This is a genomic window from Litoreibacter albidus, from assembly GCF_900107015.1.
GTDB classification, from domain to species: domain Bacteria; phylum Pseudomonadota; class Alphaproteobacteria; order Rhodobacterales; family Rhodobacteraceae; genus Litoreibacter; species Litoreibacter albidus.
Genome location: NZ_FNOI01000002.1, coordinates 659,112 through 676,050, shown reverse-complemented (window position 1 = coordinate 676,050; position 16,939 = coordinate 659,112). Strand labels below are relative to the sequence as shown.

The 16,939-nt window shown below is 57.9% G+C and carries 14 protein-coding genes; 8 read left to right on the top strand and 6 right to left on the bottom strand.

The window, feature by feature from the left end; genetic code table 11:
* Nucleotides 1-74: 74 nt before the first annotated feature.
* From BLW66_RS08330 to ade, 3 genes are all read right to left on the bottom strand, one after another.
* Nucleotides 75-365: an HU family DNA-binding protein gene (locus BLW66_RS08330; protein WP_089946659.1), complete on the bottom strand. Its 291-nt coding sequence runs from the start codon at nt 363-365 to the stop codon at nt 75-77.
* 133 nt (nt 366-498) lie between these two features.
* A complete protein-coding gene (locus tag BLW66_RS08325; RefSeq protein ID WP_089946658.1) occupies nt 499-1,983 on the bottom strand; it encodes an AMP nucleosidase in 1,485 nt (494 codons plus the stop codon).
* Nucleotides 1,980-3,782, bottom strand: a complete 1,803-nt coding sequence (gene ade, locus BLW66_RS08320) for an adenine deaminase (protein ID WP_089946657.1) — start codon at nt 3,780-3,782, stop codon at nt 1,980-1,982. The genes BLW66_RS08325 and ade overlap by 4 nt, the downstream gene beginning before the upstream one ends.
* Before the next feature lie 100 nt (nt 3,783-3,882).
* On the opposite strand from ade, the gene BLW66_RS08315 reads away from it, so the two are divergent.
* From BLW66_RS08315 to BLW66_RS08300, 4 genes are all read left to right on the top strand, one after another.
* Entirely contained in the window at nt 3,883-4,632 is a 750-nt protein-coding gene (locus BLW66_RS08315; protein ID WP_089946656.1) for a class II aldolase and adducin N-terminal domain-containing protein, read from the top strand.
* A gap of 104 nt (nt 4,633-4,736) precedes the next feature.
* Nucleotides 4,737-5,900, top strand: coding sequence for an acyl-CoA dehydrogenase family protein (locus BLW66_RS08310; protein WP_089946655.1), 1,164 nt, complete (start codon nt 4,737-4,739; stop codon nt 5,898-5,900).
* Nucleotides 5,901-5,903: 3 nt separating this feature from the next.
* A complete protein-coding gene (locus BLW66_RS08305; RefSeq protein WP_089946654.1) occupies nt 5,904-7,925 on the top strand; it encodes an acetate--CoA ligase family protein in 2,022 nt (673 codons plus the stop codon).
* The gene (locus BLW66_RS08300; RefSeq protein ID WP_089946653.1) at nt 7,922-8,704 is read left to right on the top strand and encodes a carnitinyl-CoA dehydratase; all 783 of its coding nucleotides are present in this window, start codon (nt 7,922-7,924) and stop codon (nt 8,702-8,704) included. The genes BLW66_RS08305 and BLW66_RS08300 overlap by 4 nt, the downstream gene beginning before the upstream one ends.
* On the opposite strand, the gene serB is transcribed toward BLW66_RS08300, so the two are convergent.
* A complete protein-coding gene (serB, locus tag BLW66_RS08295) occupies nt 8,701-9,573 on the bottom strand; it encodes a phosphoserine phosphatase SerB (RefSeq protein WP_089946652.1) in 873 nt (290 codons plus the stop codon). The two genes, BLW66_RS08300 and serB, sit on opposite strands and share 4 nt — an antisense overlap.
* A 157-nt stretch (nt 9,574-9,730) precedes the next feature.
* Between serB and BLW66_RS08290 the strand changes: the two genes are divergently transcribed.
* Together BLW66_RS08290 and serA are read left to right on the top strand one after the other, a co-directional pair.
* On the top strand, nt 9,731-10,870 hold the full coding sequence (locus BLW66_RS08290; RefSeq protein ID WP_089946651.1) for a phosphoserine transaminase: 1,140 nt from the start codon (nt 9,731-9,733) through the stop codon (nt 10,868-10,870).
* Nucleotides 10,871-10,943: 73 nt separating this feature from the next.
* A complete protein-coding gene (serA, locus tag BLW66_RS08285; protein ID WP_089946650.1) occupies nt 10,944-12,539 on the top strand; it encodes a phosphoglycerate dehydrogenase in 1,596 nt (531 codons plus the stop codon).
* Between the two features lie 63 nt (nt 12,540-12,602).
* Here serA and BLW66_RS08280 read toward each other — a convergent pair whose 3' ends face one another.
* Nucleotides 12,603-14,171: a pentapeptide repeat-containing protein gene (locus BLW66_RS08280; protein WP_089946649.1), complete on the bottom strand. Its 1,569-nt coding sequence runs from the start codon at nt 14,169-14,171 to the stop codon at nt 12,603-12,605.
* Between the two features lie 138 nt (nt 14,172-14,309).
* On the opposite strand from BLW66_RS08280, the gene BLW66_RS08275 reads away from it, so the two are divergent.
* Nucleotides 14,310-14,870, top strand: a complete 561-nt coding sequence (locus BLW66_RS08275) for a DUF2585 family protein (RefSeq protein WP_089946648.1) — start codon at nt 14,310-14,312, stop codon at nt 14,868-14,870.
* Here the strand turns inward: BLW66_RS08275 and BLW66_RS08270 are convergent.
* On the bottom strand, nt 14,867-15,892 hold the full coding sequence (locus tag BLW66_RS08270) for an SDR family NAD(P)-dependent oxidoreductase (RefSeq protein ID WP_089946647.1): 1,026 nt from the start codon (nt 15,890-15,892) through the stop codon (nt 14,867-14,869). The genes BLW66_RS08275 and BLW66_RS08270 overlap by 4 nt on opposite strands.
* A 164-nt stretch (nt 15,893-16,056) precedes the next feature.
* On the opposite strand from BLW66_RS08270, the gene BLW66_RS08265 reads away from it, so the two are divergent.
* Entirely contained in the window at nt 16,057-16,872 is an 816-nt protein-coding gene (locus BLW66_RS08265) for a metallophosphoesterase family protein (protein ID WP_089946646.1), read from the top strand.
* The last annotated feature ends 67 nt before the right edge of the window (nt 16,873-16,939 follow it).

Here is a 16,939-nt window from a genome sequence, read left to right as displayed (position 1 = left end):
ACTCTCACGTGATTGCGCGCAAAAGAAAAGGGCCGCCCGAAGGCGACCCTTTAATCCGTCAACTGAACTGGCGATTAGCCGTTCACGCTGTCTTTCAGAGCTTTCGCAATGGTCATTTTAACCACTTTGTCAGCATCTTTGGAAATCTGCTCGCCAGTCGCTGGGTTGCGAACCATGCGTGCTGGACGTTCGCGGCAGTAGATTTTGCCAACGCCAGGCAAAGTTACTGCGCCGCCGCCGGAGACTTCGCGTGTGATGATTGCAATCAGACCGTCCAAAGCCGCACCAGCGCCTTTTTTGTCTGTGCCTGCTTCTTCAGCCAATGCTGCGACCAATTGTGTCTTGGTCATAGGTTTCGTTGCCATGAGCTCTGCTCCCTCTCTATTACCCCACCTTTGGGGTGTTATCGCGAGAACCTAACTGAATATTGAGGGGCCGCACAACAATTAGTGTGCCAAAACCCCTTCTTTTTCACGTTTTTTCGCAATTTCCCTAAGGTCAAAGGAAGGCTGTTTCCGCAAAACTGCGTAATTTGCGTGAATGTAGCCGCTCCAACGGCATTTCCCGCAGATGTTCCATCGCACGAATTCCAATCAGAAGGTGCCTTAAGACCTGTGTTTTATAGAAATCAGAGGCCATTCCGGGCAGTTTCAACTCCCCATGTAGCGGCTTGTCAGAGACACAAAGCAGCGTTCCATAGGGTACTCGGAACCGGAAGCCATTCGCGGCGATTGTGGCGCTTTCCATATCCAACGCGATTGCACGCGATTGGCTAAGCCGCTGCACGGGGCCGGATTGGTCGCGCAGTTCCCAGTTGCGGTTATCAATTGTCGCGACCGTCCCTGTCCGCATAATCCGTTTCAGGTCGAACCCTTCAAACTGGGTCACCTCCGCCACGCTTTTCTCCAGCGCGATTTGAATTTCCGCAAGCGCGGGGATCGGCACCCAAACGGGCAGGTCGTCGTCCAGCACGTGATCTTCGCGCAGATACGCGTGTGCCAGTACAAAATCCCCAAGGCTTTGCGAATTCCGCAAGCCCGCGCAGTGTCCCACCATTAACCATGCATGGGGACGCAAAACCGCGATGTGGTCGGTTGCGGTTTTCGCGTTTGATGGCCCAACACCAATATTAACCAAGGTGATACCGGAGCCGTGTTTGCGCTTCAGGTGATAGGTCGGCATCTGCGGCGTTTTCTCTGTCGCGGGGATCACGCCATCGGGGTCAGACAGGATGTGGTTCCCCGTGCTCACAAAACTGGTGTAACCGCTATCGGGGTCCGCCAGCATCTGCCTTGCGTAGGCTTCGAACTCTTCGACATAGAACTGGTAGTTGGTGAACAACACGTGGTTCTGGAAATGCTCCGGCTCCGTCGCGGTGTAATGCGACAGGCGCGCCAACGAGTAATCAATGCGTTGCGCAGTAAAGGGGGCCAAAGGTTCCGGCACGTCAGGCAGTTCCTGCAGCGTGCCATTCACGATATCATCATTGGTGGTCGCCAAATCGGGCACATCGAAAACATCCCGCAGCGTGAAATCCATCGCCCCGTCTTGCGGTACGGTCAGGTCAGATGCGTTCGCCACAGCGAAATGCATTGGCATCGGCGTCGTGGACACACCGATTTCTACCGAAACACCGTGATTATCGACCAGCAATTGAATCTGCTGCTCCAGATAGTAACGAAACAAATCCGGTCGCGTCACCGTCGTTGCGTAGGTTCCAGGTTTAGCCACGTGGCCGAAACTCAGACGGCTATCAATCTTCGCAAAGCTTTGCGTCGTCACCTTGATCTCGGGATAAAACGCGCGGTAGCGCTCCGCCGGCGGATTGCCAACAAGGCTCTCGCGGAAGCTATCGGTCAGGAAGTTAGCGGCCGAGTCATAAAGTTCGCAAAGCCGCTCTACCGCTGCTTTAGGGTCGCTAAACAACTCGGACGGCGGGGTATCAGGGGTGCGAATAGGGAGGTTGGCATAGGTGCCGATCATTGAGTTTCCTCTATCAAATCTGTCAGTTCAAATTTGGTCACATCCACCAGCCCCAAATCGGATAACCGAAGCGATGGAATGACCACAAGTGCCAGCAATGAATGCTGCATATAAGCGTTGTTCAGTGTGCATCCGCAGGCCTCCATCGCCGCGACCATCTGGTCCGCGTTGGCTGCGACGTCTCTTGCCGGTCGGTCAGACATAAGCCCCGCAATGGGCAATTCAACCAGAGCAAGCTCCGCGCCGTCCTTCCAAACGGTGACCCCGCCACCGACTTCTGCCAAGCGGTTCGCGGCCAGCGCCATCTGCGCACGGTCGGTGCCGACGACGATCATGTGATGGCTGTCATGCGCCACCGTAGAGGCCATCGCCATCGCACCCTCGTACCCGAACCCTTCGACCAAAGCGTTAACCACGTCACCTGTACCGCGATGACGCTCAACCAACGCTATTTGGCAAACGGCGTCCGTCGGCTCCAATAGACCCCGTTCAACGGGAATCGTGCGTTTCAATGCTTCCGTAGGGGCCTGATTTTCGACCACGCCAATTACTTTCGCTGTGACTGTTTGGGCCCCGTCTGGTCCTTTGATCTCGAAATCGGACGCCCCCAATTCACGGCCCAAGTGCACAGTTTGGCGGGCGTCGTCAGGCCAATCCAGATGCGGGCAGTTGACGATTATCTCACCGTCTTTCGCGACGGTTTTGCCTTGCGCGATCACACGCTCTACCGGCAACGCTCGCAGGTCGGACGTCACGATCAAATCCGCCCGGCGCCCCGGCGCGATTGAGCCAAGTTCCCGCTCCAACCCGAAATGCGTGGCGGTGTTGATCGTCGCCATCTGCAACGCGATCAGCGGATCACAACCGCATTCAATCGCATGCCGCACGACGCGGTTCATATGCCCGTCATTCACCAACGTGCCGGAGTGGCAATCGTCCGTGCACAAAATGAAGTTACGTGAATCCAGACCTTTCTCAGTAATCGCCGTGATCTGCGTTTCGACGTCATACCAAGCCGAGCCAAGCCGCATCATGGAGCGCATCCCTTGGCGCACCCGCGCGATCGCGTCTGCCTCACAGGTGCCCTCGTGATCATCCGCAGGGCCACCGGCTGCGTAGGCATGAAAATCAGGGCCAAGGTCAGGCGACGCATAATGCCCGCCCACTGTTTTTCCTGCGTTTTGCGTCGCGGCAATCTCCGCCAGCATTTGTTGGCTACCGTTCACCACGCCGGGGAAATTCATCATCTCCCCAAGTCCAATGATCCCCTGCCAAGTCATGGCTTCGGCCACATCTTCTGGGCCAATCTCATAGCCTGTCGTCTCTAACCCCGGAGCGGAGGGCGCGCAGCTTGGCATCTGCGTATATATCGAAATCGGCTGGATTAGAGCCTCATCATGCATGAGCTTCACGCCGCGAAGCCCTAAGACATTCGCGATCTCATGCGGGTCCGTGAACATGGTGGTTGTCCCGTGCGGAATTACCGCGCTGGCAAATTCGGCAGGCGTCAGCATACCGGATTCGATGTGCATATGTCCGTCGCACAGGCCGGGAATAAGGTAGCGTCCCGCCAACTCGATCACATCGGTATCTGGCCCGATACAATGACTAGCATCCGGCCCTACATAGGCAAATCGGCCCGCACTAATCGCGACTTGCCAGCCGTCCAGAACTTCGCGGGTGTGTACGTTAACTACTTTGCCGCCACGCAGAACCGTGTCCGCTGGGGCGCGTCCGGCCGCAACGGCAACCAAAGTCGCAGCGCTGTCGGCCCATGATTTAAGGGGTTGGTTTTCCATGTTCCAATTGTCCAGACTTTAAGCCGAGGTGCAAGGCGCAAAATTACTAGTCATACGCGCCCCGCCGTGGCTTACTCCCCCAAAGCGACGGAGGAATGACATGGACGGGACGCAGGCAAATATCGAGCATTGGGAAGAGCGGGTAGACCTAGCTGCCGCCTTTCGGTGGACAGCGCGCCTCAATATGCACGAAGGCGTGTCCAACCACTTCTCACTGGCCGTTAACGACGATGGCACAAAGTTTTTGATGAATCCCAATCAGGTTCATTTCTCGCGGATTAGCGCCTCCGACATGTTGCTTCTGGACGCCAATGACCCTGACGCGCTGAACAGTCCGAACGCGCCCGATCCAACCGCTTGGGGTCTGCATGGTGGACTGCACCGCTATTGCGCACACGCGCGTTGTGCTATGCATATCCACTCGATCCACGCGACTGTACTGGCATGCTTACAGGATAAGATCCTCCCTCCATTGGACCAAAACGCCGCGATGTTCTTCGACCGCCAAGTTGTTGATGACAGCTATGGCGGACTGGCATTCGAGGAGGAGGGCGAGCGCTGCGCCCAGCTGTTTACCGACCCGAAAAAGAAAGTCATGATCATGGGCAATCACGGCATCATGGTCATCGGTGACACCGTCGCGGAGACGTTCAACCGAATGTATTTCTTTGAACGCGCTTGCGAGGTCTACATCCGCGCCCTTCAAACGGGCCAACCCTTGTCTATTTTACCCGATGATATCGCTGCCAAGACAGCCGATGAGATAGAAAATTACCCTGAACAAGACATCCGCCACCTGGCAGAGCTGAAGGGTATTTTAGACGAAGAGGGGTCGAACTATGCGTCCTAGCTTCTCAATTGATGATGCCAGCGCGTGGACAAGCACGCGGCGGTTGGGACGGAAAAACAGGCTCTAACCCTGTGAAAAATCCCCTTTCCCGAGAGGCAGTCAACATGACCACCTATGGCCTGACCGAAGAACATCAAATGATCGCGGATACCGTCCGCAGCTTTGTAGAAAATGAAATCTACCCCCATGAGGAGCTGGTTGAGCGCACCGGCGAAGTTCCCGCAGAGATCGCGCAAGACATCAAACAAAAAACGCTCGATCTGGGCTTCTATGCCTGCAACTTTCCCGAAAGCGTTGGCTGCGCAGGCCTGAATCACGTTGAATTTGCGGTAGTAGAGCGTGAACTGGGGCGCGGCTCCATGGCGCTTAACCACTTTTTCGGCCGTCCGCAAAACATCCTCATGGCCTGCGAAGCGGAGCAAAAAGAACGCTACCTTATGCCTGCCGTCCGCGGCGAGCGAATGGACGCGCTAGCCATGACAGAGCCGGGGGCTGGTTCCGACATTCGCGGCATGAAATGTGCAGCCGTGCGCAGTGGCGGCGATTGGGTGGTGAACGGCACGAAGCACTTTATCTCCGGTGCGGAGCACGCCGATTTCTTCATTGTTTTCATCGCGACTGGTGAAGACGACACCCCGCGCGGCCGGAAAAAGCGGATCACGTCCTTCCTTGTCGACCGTGACACCCCAGGCTTTACCGTGCGCGACGGCTACAAATCTGTGTCGCACCGTGGCTACAAAAACATGATCCTTGATTTTGATGACTGCCGACTTCCCGATGCGCAGGTTCTGGGCGCTGTCGACGGTGGGTTCGAGGTCATGAACACGTGGCTCTACGCTACGCGGATTACAGTCGCCGCAATGTCGACGGGGCGCGCGCGCCGCGTGTTCGACTACGCCCTCAACTATGCGGCGGAGCGCGAGCAGTTCGGCCAGCCGATCGGCAAGTTTCAGGGCGTCAGCTTCCAGTTGGCCGATATGATCACAGAGATCGACGCCGCAGACCTGCTGACGCTCGCCGCCGCGGACCGGCTCGACAAGGGGCTGTCGTCGAACCGTGAAATCGCGTCCGCGAAACTCTATGCCACTGAAATGCTGTCTCGCGTGACCGATGCCGCTATCCAAATTCACGGCGGCATGGGGCTGATGGATGACTACCCGTTGGAACGGTTCTGGCGCGATGCGCGGGTGGAACGCATCTGGGACGGCACCTCCGAAATCCAACGCCATATTATCAGTCGCGATCTGTTGCGCGCTTTGGGGGCCTGAGCAATGAGCGACCTTTTTCGTCTTCTCAATCCGAAATCTCTCGCCGTCATCGGCGGCGGCACATGGGGCGAGGCCGTTCTGACGCAGGCCCAGAAGTTCGGATACTCGGGCAAGCTTCACGCCGTTCATCCGGTGAAGTCTGAAATCGCGGGCGTCAAAGCGTACCCAAGCGTGTTGCACATCCCCGAAGCGCCAGATGCCGCTTTTGTCGGCATCAACCGCGAAGCGACCATTGGCGCGGTGGAGCGGATGCGCAAGATTGGCGCGGGCGGCGCGGTCTGTTTTGCCTCCGGGTACGCAGAGGTCAGCGGCGAAGACGCGTCTGGCACCGATGCGCAGGCGCGGCTGCTTAAGGCTGCCGGTGACATGCCTATCCTTGGCCCCAACTGCTATGGCTTCGTCAATGCGCTGGACGGTGTGGCCGTCTGGCCGGATCAACACGGATGCACCCGCGTCGACACTGGCGTCGCGATCCTCACCCAGTCTTCGAACATATCGATTAACATGACAATGCAGGCGCGTGGATTGCCAATCGGCTACATGATCACCGCCGGAAATCAGGCCCAAACGACACAGGCCGATATTGCGTTGGCCCTACTTGATGACCCGCGTGTCACTGCTATCGGGCTGCATATCGAAGGGTTCGGCGATCTGAAACGTTGGGAGGCGCTCGCTGCCAAAGCCCATGCGAAATCCGTGCCGCTCGTCGCGCTGAAGGTCGGGAAATCGGCCCATGCGCAGGCCGCAACGATCAGCCACACAGCCTCTTTGGCGGGGGGGGATACGGCAGCGCAGGCGTTTTTGGATCGCCTTGGTATTTTGCGCGCACCCGACGTCCCAAGTTTCTTGGAGACCTTGAAACTGTTGCATGTGACGGGCCGCTTGGCGTCGAACCAAATCTCGTCAATCAGTTGTTCCGGCGGGGAGGCGTCTTTGGTTGCGGATATGGCCAGCCATCACGATTTGACGTTTCCAGAGCTAACACCCGCGCAGAAAGAGACCCTATTTAAGGGGCTGGGGCCTAAAGTCGCCCTTGCGAACCCTCTCGATTATCACACCTACATCTGGCGCGACGAGGACGCGATGACTGCTGCTTGGTCCGCAATGGCCGCGCCGCACATCGCAATAACCTTGGTCGTGCTCGACTATCCGCGCGGGGATATTTGCGACCCGTCCGATTGGGCGTGCGCGACAAACGCTGCCGTTAGGATGCGCAAAACCACGGGCCGCCCCGTCGCAGTAGCGGCCACTTTGGCGGAGCTAATGCCAGAGCATGTCGCCGCACATCTGTTAGCGAATGAGGTTGTTCCTTTCGCGGGTCTTAGCGAAGCGCTGAACGCCATCGCTGCGGCCTCTTCTGGGGTCCGCCCACCTGCCCCCAAGCCCGTTTTGCGTCATGAAATAGCGACGAATACCGAAACACTGTCGGAGTACGACGCAAAGGCCGAATTAGCGGCGCATGGGCTGAACGTTCCCAAGGCCATCCAAACAAATCATAGCGCCGCCGGATTGGACGCCTTAGCCTTCCCAGTGGTCGTCAAAGCCGAAGGCATGGCCCACAAATCGGACGTCGGCGGCGTGATCCTTGACTGCAACTCTTTCACCGACGTGCAGGTCGCGATGGAAAGCATGACGGACGCCACGTCTTTTCATGTGGAGGAAATGTGTGCGCCCGGCGCCGAACTGCTGGTTGGCGTTACGCAAGACCCTGCGCATGGCTACCTGCTCACCATAGGCGCGGGCGGCATCTTGGCGGAGCTACTGAACGACACAGAATCCGTCCTCATCCCCAGCGCCGCCGAAGACATAAAAACGGCTCTAACACGCCTGAAAATGTACCCTTTGCTGACAGGGTATCGTGGTGCGACCGCCTGCAATATGGATGCAATCGTTAATGCTATCCTAGCCATCCAAACATATGTCGTCTCCCAACCCAAGCCCGTTGCGGAGGTCGAAGTGAACCCGCTCATCTGCGGGCCGGACACCGCAATTGCCGTAGACGCTCTTATTCGGAGAACACTATGACCAGCCCCGTCAGAACCCGCCGCGAAGGCGGGATACTCGAAGTCACTTTAGATCGCCCAAAAGCCAACGCGATCGATCTTGCGACATCACGGGTCATGGGACAGGTCTTTGCGGATTTTCGCGACGATCCCGATCTGCGGGTGGCGATCATAACCGGTGCGGGGGGCAAATTTTTCTGCCCTGGCTGGGACCTCAAGGCCGCCGCAGAGGGTGACGCGGTCGATGGCGATTATGGCGTTGGGGGGTTCGGCGGCCTGCAAGAACTGCCCAACCTGAACAAACCTGTCATTGCCGCCGTTAACGGCATCGCCTGCGGCGGTGGGTTGGAGCTGGCATTGTCAGCCGACATCATATTGGCCGCTGATCACGCTACGTTTGCCTTGCCCGAAATCCGCTCCGGCACGGTCGCCGATGCCGCATCGGTCAAACTACCCAAGCGCATCCCCTACCATATTGCGATGGAACTACTGCTCACGGGCCGTTGGTTTGACGCCGAGGAGGCGCGGGGTTGGGGCATCGTGAACCACATCCATCCGGCCGATCAACTTATGGATCAGGCATGGGACATGGCGCGGCTGATCGCCTCCGGTCCGCCGTTAGTCTACGCCGCGATTAAGGAAATCGTGCGCGAGGCCGAGGATAAGAAATTCCAAGACACCATGGATCAGATCACCGGCAGCAAGTTTGAGACGGTAAAGCGGCTCTATTCCAGTGAGGACCAGCTTGAAGGCGCGAAAGCCTTTGCCGAAAAACGCGATCCCGTTTGGAAGGGCCGTTAAACGAATTCGCTGGCGGCGAAACCTTGCAAAAACAGGAGCGCGGTCAAGTCGCCATGGTTGACCCGCAGCTTGGCTTGCGCCTGCACGGTCGGCTTCGCGTGAAGCGCGACCCCTGCGCCCGCACGTTGCAACATGCCCAGATCATTCGCGCCGTCCCCCACGGCAATCACATCTGCGTCCGTCAAACCCAACCGCGCGGTGATTTCTTCCAAGGCTTGCACCTTCGCCTCGCGCCCCAAGATCGGCATCCCAACCTTGCCAGTCAGCTTGCCACCTTCCTCGATCAACGTGTTCGCGCGATTCTCGTCAAAACCCAGCGCCTGCGCCACAGCCGACGTGAACGCCGTGAACCCGCCCGACACCAACGCCGCATAAGCGCCATTGGCTTTCATCGTCGCCAGCAGCGTTTTTCCACCCGGCATATGGGTGATGCGCGTAGCTAAAACAGTGTCTATTACCGCTGAATCCAACCCTTCGAGCAACCCGACGCGTTCTTTCAGGGCCGCCTCGAAGTCCAGCTCCCCGTTCATTGCGCGCGCGGTGATATCGGCCACGCGCGGGCCGACACCGGCCTCGTCAGCTAATTCGTCGATACACTCTTGCTGGATCATTGTGCTGTCCATGTCAGCCAGCAACATCTTCTTGCGGCGTCCCTTCATCGGCTGGATCACCAGATCAATACCCAGCGCGTCACAGTCTTTCCAGACCTCGTCAAAATTCGCGGGCGCTGCCTCCAACGCGAACTCGGCTGCGACGTCCGGCATCAACCAGATCACATCCCCACCACCCCAAGCGTTACGCAAATTGGTCGCCAAGGACGCATCAAGTTTGGGGGCCGACGGGGCGCAAAGCAGGGTCACTACGAACATGGGCAGGTTTCCGATCGTGGTTGTGGGTGTCGCAAATAATCACTTAAGCGGCGCTATAGCGACGTTTTGGCTGTTGTGAAAGCCCGCCTCCTCCCTTAGTGACGCCAGTGGGACACCTCTCCCCAACGAGAGGCTATATATCTGTAAGGGTAGCAAAATGACCACGACACAACCGGCTGCAAAGCCGACGAATCCGCGTTTCTCCTCCGGCCCCTGTGCCAAACCCCCGACATTTACGCTCGATAAGCTGGCCGACGCCCCCTTGGGTCGCTCGCACCGTGCCGCTGTTGGCAAAGCGAAATTGCTTGCCGCCATCGAGACGACCCGCGATGTGCTTGGCATCCCTGCGGACTATAAAATCGGCATCGTGCCCGCCTCCGACACTGGCGCCTACGAAATGGCCATGTGGAACCTCCTGGGCGAACGCCCAGTCGAGATGCTCGCATGGGAAAGCTTCGGTTCCGGCTGGGTCACCGACGTTGTGAAGCAACTGAAGATCGACGCGAAAGTGACCACGGCCGACTATGGCGAGATCATCAACTTTGCCGATGTGAACTTTGACAACGACGTTTGCTTTACTTGGAACGGCACCACATCCGGCGTGCGCGTCCCATCTAAAGATGTGATCCCAGCGGACCGCGACGGCCTGACCCTGTGCGACGCCACATCGGCCGCTTTCGCGATGGACCTTCCTTGGGATCGCTTGGACGTCACCACATTCAGCTGGCAGAAAGTTCTGGGCGGCGAGGGCGGTCACGGCGTTATCATTCTGTCCCCGCGTGCCGTTGCGCGGTTGGAAAGCTACACGCCGGCATGGCCTCTGCCAAAAATCTTCCGCCTCACCAAAGGCGGCAAGCTGATCGACGGCATCTTTACCGGTGCGACGATCAACACCCCCTCCATGCTCTGCGTCGAAGATTACCTGTTTGCGCTGGATTGGGCCAAATCGGTTGGCGGCCTCAAAGGTCTCATCGCCCGCGCTGACGCCAATACTGGCGCGATCAATGATTTCGTGGCTGCGAACGACTGGATCGACTTCCTTGCCACGGACCCTGCGACACGCTCCAACACATCCGTGTGCCTGAAGTTCACCGACGACCGGATCACCGACGGCGCGGCATTCGCCAAGGCCATCGCCAAGCGTCTGGAAGCAGAGAACGTGGCCCTCGACATCGGCGCTTACCGCGACGCGCCTGCGGGTCTTCGCATCTGGTGCGGTGCCACAGTCGAGACTGCGGACATTGAAGCAATGCTTCCGTGGCTGGCCTATGCCTTCGAGCAAGAGATCAATTCCTAAGCCCATTTCGTGCCATACGCTTTGCCGACGCAAAGCAGACGTAATCATATCGCTAGAATAGGAGCCCAAAACCATGGCCCCCAAAGTACTCGTATCCGACAAACTGTCTGAAACCGCCGTCCAAATTTTCCGCGATCGCGGCATTGATGTGGACTTCATGCCAGAGCTTGGCAAAGACAAAGAGAAGCTGCTGTCGATCATCGACCAATATGACGGCCTCGCCATCCGGTCCGCGTCTAAAGCGACCGAAAAGCTGATCGCCGCCGCGACAAACCTTAAGGTCATCGGCCGCGCTGGTATCGGTGTTGATAACGTCGACATCCCCGCCGCATCAAAGAAGGGGATCATTGTTATGAACACCCCGTTCGGCAACATGATCACCACCGCAGAACACGCGATCGCGATGATGTTCGCGGTGGCGCGCCAGATCCCTGAAGCCTCCGCATCTACCCATGCGGGCAAGTGGGAAAAGTCGAAGTTCATGGGCGTTGAGCTGACCGGCAAGACACTTGGTGTGATCGGTGCAGGTAACATCGGTGGGATCGTGTGCGAGCGCGGTGTCGGCCTTAAAATGAAGGTCATCGCGTATGATCCCTTCCTCTCGGAAGAACGCGCGGAGAAACTGAACGTCACCAAAGTAGAGCTGGACGAGCTGTTCGAACGCTCCGATTTCATCACCCTGCACGTGCCTGCCACCGACAAAACACGCGGTATGATCTCGGCAGAAAACATTGCCAAGATGAAAGACGGCGTACGCATCATCAACTGCGCCCGTGGTGGCTTGGTTGACGAAGCCGCATTAGCCGACGCGCTGAAATCGGGCAAAGTTGCCGGTGCAGCTTTTGACGTGTTCGAGGTCGAACCCGCCACCGACAGCCCGCTGTTCAACCTGCCCAACGTCGTGTGTACACCGCACCTTGGCGCGGCAACCACCGAGGCGCAGGAAAACGTGGCCCTGCAAGTGGCAGAGCAAATGTCCGACTACCTACTGACAGGTGCTGTGACCAACGCCTTGAACATGCCGTCCGTGACAGCTGAGGAAGCGAAAGTCATGGGCCCTTGGGTGAAACTGGCGGAGCACCTTGGCGCCTTCATCGGTCAGATGACCGACGAAGTGATCAAGGAGATCCAGATCACCTACAACGGCACCGTGTCCCATATGAACCTGGAAGCCCTAAACTGTGCGGGCATCGCGGGCATCATGAAGGCCACCAACCCTGACGTGAACATGGTTTCGGCACAGGTCATCGCCAAAGAGCGCGGCGTTAAAATTTCAACCACGACGCAGGATAAGTCCGGCGTGTTTGATGGTTACGTCAAGTTGACCGTGGTGACAGACAAGCGCGAACGCTCCATCGCGGGGACGGTTTTCTCGGACGGGAAGCCGCGTTTCATCCAGATCAAAGGCATCAACATCGACGCCGAGATCGGGGAACACATGGTCTACACCACCAACAAAGACGTTCCCGGCATCATCGGCACCTTAGGGCAAACCATGGGCGAGAATGGCGTGAACATCGCGAACTTCACCTTGGGCCGCGAGTCGTCGGGCAATGGTGCAATCGCGCTGCTCTATGTCGACAGCCCCGTGCCAGCCGACGTCCTGCAAAAGCTGCGCGATACCGGCATGTTCAACCAAGTGAAAACGCTGAGCTTCGACGTGGCATAAACCACCGCGCGATTGCTGGAAATGACGCCGTCACCCCCATGGGTGGCGGCGTTTTTCGTAGCGTTAGTCCTGACGAATGACGCCGGTGATTGCAGCGGCTACAAGAGCGGTCACGATCCAACCAATGGACTTGGCAAACCACCGCACCCACCACGCAATTTTCCCCAAGGGGGAGCGCGACGTTGACGGGGCCCAAGCACTTTCCTGCCCGAAATTCACCAGCGGAATAACTACATCCGCCGCATACGCGAAGGCGTTGAAGGTCTCCCAATCCTGTCCGGCCTGACCCGGTGTCGACCAGAACACCGCGGGATTTTCAGCATGGGTCTCCGTCGCATCAACCCAGTCCTTCGACACCAATATCGGGGCCGCGTTCGGGGCCATGTCCCCTGCCCGCCACGTGCTTTCAAAGAAGAAACCCAGCCCGACAACCAGCGCAACCGCGACCACCACCGCGCGGCCGGGACGATACCCGTAGCCAATGCTCCACCGCAGAAAATCATCTGCGACACGTGACATCCCGCGCACGATCGACGGTGCGCCACGGGCCTCCATCAGTCTGCGGTTCTCGGCCCTAAGCAGGCGCTCCTTGCGCATCAAAACCGTCCGCGCGTCATTTCGGTGCCCAAGCTCCTGAAGCACTGCGGCAAGCTGCTCGTAAGGCTGCGACGTGAACGGCATATCATCCGGCGTGCGGGCCAGCCAATCCAGCCGCGCGTTGATATTTGTATCCGCATGGCGAGAGAAATCTGTGTACCTGAAACCGTCCAGCCGCACAGGGTATGCCGAACCCGGCCCCACGGGCTCGTCGCGGAAGCGTGCTGCTTCAGCACCCGCAAAATTTACGATCCCGCGGGGAATGTGATTGTCCGCCAGATACAGAATTCCGTTGACCTTCGCCCGCGCAAGGCTGACAGCCATATCGCGACCATGCTCCTCCGACGGATCAAAAACGGGTGTGGAGGCGATCGGGTCCTGCGGCAGCGAGATCAGCGTGTTGGTGAGAAAGAAGTCATGATCAACCCGCGCCGACGAAAAGAACAACAGCCCTGTTGCGTGTAGCTCGGTCACCTTTTCTGCGTAGGGGTAATTGCCAAGAAAAACTGACCCTTCCACACGGAGGGATGGTGCGAAAATCGCGTCTTGTCTGGGGCTCCGGATCGTCGCGTCGCAAATTTGCAGATCGCCACTGATGCGCGCGCCCGCGATTGATATCTCGCCCTCGATGACACAGCCCGCCCTGATATAAACCGAGCCGGAGAACGACGCGTTGTCTGCCGATAGGCCCGTCAAGCTACATCCGGACAAATGCAAGCCGCGAAGGCGTGCGTTGACCAGGTTGATCGGCGCGCGCAGGTGGCAGTGGGATAGGGAAATGTCACGTTCGCAATCGCAGCCCTGAAGGTCTAGCGTGCCGCTGATCCACGCGCCGCGAAGGCGGATACCTTTGTCATGCAGCGCATCAAACCGCAGGAGCAGATGCCGGATCAATTCCGCCCTTATGACCCGATCAGGATCATCGGAGGGCGGCAGCTCCCCATCGCCGACGCTGGTGCGTTCTGGGTTTGCGGCATCGTCGATAAGCTTTTGTTCAGCGGCGGAAAACGGGCTAAATGCGTCTAAAGAATTCATATCCGAACCGTCGCACGCAGGATGTCGGCAAGCAAGGAAAAGGCACAGCTGTAGATCTGGGACAAAAAAGACTCAGGTCCCCTTGAGGAGCACGGACAGGGTTTACAGCACGCAAGCAGATGTGATCCCGTCGACACCATGAGTAAACGCTATCTTCCCTATTGGATCACTCTTGGCATTCTTATCGCCACCGCCGCCATTCTGCTTTGGATGGGCCGGATTCCGATGTGCAAATGCGGCTACATCAAGCTGCTGCACCTAGAGACGATGAGTTCAGAGAACTCGCAACACATGATGGATTGGTACACCCCGTCACATGTGTTGCACGGTTTCATCTTCTACGCCGTGTTGTGGCTATTTGCCCGCCGGATCGACATCGGCTGGCGGCTGGCAATCGCCACGCTGATCGAAGCTGTTTGGGAGGTACTCGAGAACACCGACGCCGTGATCAACCGCTACCGCGAGGTGACGATTGCGCTGGATTACTACGGCGACAGCGTCCTGAACTCCGTTTGCGATATTCTGGCGATGTGGTTCGGGTTCTGGCTGTCCAGACGCGTTCCCGTCTGGGTTAGCGTCGCCATCGTCATCATCGCAGAGGTTGTGGTTATCGCCGCCATCCGTGACGGGTTGGCGCTGAACATCATCATGCTCTTGTATCCGCTGGATGCGATACGCGAGTGGCAGGCCGCCGGCTAAACCTGATAATAATCGCGGTACCATTCCACGAACTTGGCCACCCCATCGCGCACGTTGGTTTTGGGCTGATAGCCGGTAAGCCGTTTTAAGAGCGCCACATCGGCCCATGTCGCTGGCACGTCGCCGGGCTGCATATCCATGTAGTTCTTCTGCGCTTCTTTTCCGGTCGCATCCTCGATTGCCTCGATAAAGGCCATCAATTGCACCGGTTCCCCGTTGCCGATGTTGACCGCACGCCAAGGTGCCACGGAGGACAAGCTATCCCCCTCTTCAATCTCGCTTGCGTCGCTCGGGCGAACGGGGGGCGTGTCGATCAAAAGCCGGATGCCTTCGACCAGATCGTCAATGTAGGTAAAATCGCGGCTCATATCCCCGTGGTTATAGACGTCGATCGGGTCACCGTTCAGCGTTGCCTTGGTGAACTTGATCGGTGCCATATCGGGGCGACCCCAAGGGCCATAGACAGTAAAGAACCGGAACATCGTGACTGGCATGTCGTAGAGATGCGCGTAGGAATGGGCCATCGCCTCATTCGCCTTCTTGGTCGCGGCATAAAAGCTCATCTGCGTGTCGACCTTATGCGTCTCCTCGTAGGGCATCGCGGTGTTCGCGCCGTAGATGGACGATGTGGACGCCATCAACAAATGCGCGCAAGGGTGCGCCCGAACGGCCTCCAAGACGTTGAATGCGCCGATAAGGTTTGCGTCTACATAGGCCCGCGGGTTCTCAATAGACCAGCGCACACCAGCTTGCGCCGCAAGGTGCACCACAACGTCCGGCCTGTGCTGCTCCATGATATCCATGACCGCGCCGTCCGTCTCCAACAGCCCCTCGATTGGCGTGAAGTTCGGAGATTGAGACAGCATCTGGTGGCGGCGCTTCTTCAAATTAACGTCGTAGTAATCCGACATGCCATCGAACCCCACCACCTTGAAGCCATCGGCCAGCAGGCGCGCGGCCACGTGGTAGCCGATAAATCCGGCCGAACCGGTCACCAAAGCAGTGCGTTGCGTCGCTGTCATTGTCTAAACTCCAGATTGCTTGTGCTTACGTCTTCGATATTGGCCTACAGGTCAAACCGGAAAATAATGCGGCATTCCGCGCGTTCTATGCTTGGCACCTGTTTCGCTTGCATTTCAGGCGCGTGGTGACCAACTGTAGCTCAACCAATTGAAAGCCCTCCCCTATGAACATCCTGAGCTCTTTTTTTAAAGGTAAGAAGGCGCCCAAAAAGGACCAGCCGCACCGCAAAGCCGCGGCCTACCCCAGCCCCGAAACCCCGCAGTTCATCGTTGGGGACTTGCACGGCAATCTTGACCTGCTGGAGCATATTCTAGAGCAGATCGACCACGTTATTGGCACGCTTGAAGTGCGTGACCCCAAACTGGTTTTCGTGGGCGATTACATTGATCGCGGCCCGTCCAGTGCCGCCGTCCTGAAACGGCTCTATGAGTTGTCGACCGAGTTTTCAGACAACGTGACCTGCATATTAGGCAATCATGAGCAAATGATGCTGGATTTCATGGAGGCCCCCGAAGCCCGCCACGCCCGATGGTTTCGCAACGGCGCCGCCGAAACCTTGGCCAGTTTCGGGATTGCGTTGCCTGCGGAACCTGATTGGCCTGCCACCGCGAACGCGGTCGCCATGGCTTTGCGTGGACAGTTGGGGGACCCGATGGAGGATTGGATCCGGTCGATGCCGACATCCATCAAAACAGGCAACCTTCTGATCACCCACGCTGGCACCGACCCGGGCCGCGCCATTGATGATCAATCACCGCGTGTTTTGCTTTGGGGACATCCTGAGTTCCTGACGCGCACCCGCACCGACGGCCATTGGGTCGCACATGGGCACACGGTTATGGAAAACGCCGTATGCGCCGATGGCCGCATCTCCATTGACACGGGCGCTTATTCCAGCGGCTGCCTCACGGCCGCCGTCGTTTTACCCGATGGAACGGTGGAGTTTTTGCAAACGACCGCGCCCCGCGAAGCGCAATAACTTTGTCTTTTGCAACGCAACGTCACCACTGTCATTCGGTCTGTTTGCGGTAAGCTTCGGCCAACAC

What these genes read in the sequence shown, in the direction of transcription:
- BLW66_RS08300 (WP_089946653.1), top strand. Translation starts at nt 7,922, where the DNA reads ATGACCAGCCCCGTCAGAACCCGCCGCGAAGGCGGGATACTCGAAGTC.
- BLW66_RS08315 (WP_089946656.1), top strand. Translation starts at nt 3,883, where the DNA reads ATGGACGGGACGCAGGCAAATATCGAGCATTGGGAAGAGCGGGTAGAC.
- BLW66_RS08280 (WP_089946649.1), bottom strand. Translation starts at nt 14,171, where the DNA reads ATGAATTCTTTAGACGCATTTAGCCCGTTTTCCGCCGCTGAACAAAAG.
- BLW66_RS08325 (WP_089946658.1), bottom strand. Translation starts at nt 1,983, where the DNA reads ATGATCGGCACCTATGCCAACCTCCCTATTCGCACCCCTGATACCCCG.
- serB (WP_089946652.1), bottom strand. Translation starts at nt 9,573, where the DNA reads ATGTTCGTAGTGACCCTGCTTTGCGCCCCGTCGGCCCCCAAACTTGAT.
- BLW66_RS08310 (WP_089946655.1), top strand. Translation starts at nt 4,737, where the DNA reads ATGACCACCTATGGCCTGACCGAAGAACATCAAATGATCGCGGATACC.
- ade (WP_089946657.1), bottom strand. Translation starts at nt 3,782, where the DNA reads ATGGAAAACCAACCCCTTAAATCATGGGCCGACAGCGCTGCGACTTTG.
- BLW66_RS08330 (WP_089946659.1), bottom strand. Translation starts at nt 365, where the DNA reads ATGGCAACGAAACCTATGACCAAGACACAATTGGTCGCAGCATTGGCT.
- serA (WP_089946650.1), top strand. Translation starts at nt 10,944, where the DNA reads ATGGCCCCCAAAGTACTCGTATCCGACAAACTGTCTGAAACCGCCGTC.
- BLW66_RS08275 (WP_089946648.1), top strand. Translation starts at nt 14,310, where the DNA reads ATGAGTAAACGCTATCTTCCCTATTGGATCACTCTTGGCATTCTTATC.
- BLW66_RS08270 (WP_089946647.1), bottom strand. Translation starts at nt 15,892, where the DNA reads ATGACAGCGACGCAACGCACTGCTTTGGTGACCGGTTCGGCCGGATTT.
- BLW66_RS08265 (WP_089946646.1), top strand. Translation starts at nt 16,057, where the DNA reads ATGAACATCCTGAGCTCTTTTTTTAAAGGTAAGAAGGCGCCCAAAAAG.
- BLW66_RS08305 (WP_089946654.1), top strand. Translation starts at nt 5,904, where the DNA reads ATGAGCGACCTTTTTCGTCTTCTCAATCCGAAATCTCTCGCCGTCATC.
- BLW66_RS08290 (WP_089946651.1), top strand. Translation starts at nt 9,731, where the DNA reads ATGACCACGACACAACCGGCTGCAAAGCCGACGAATCCGCGTTTCTCC.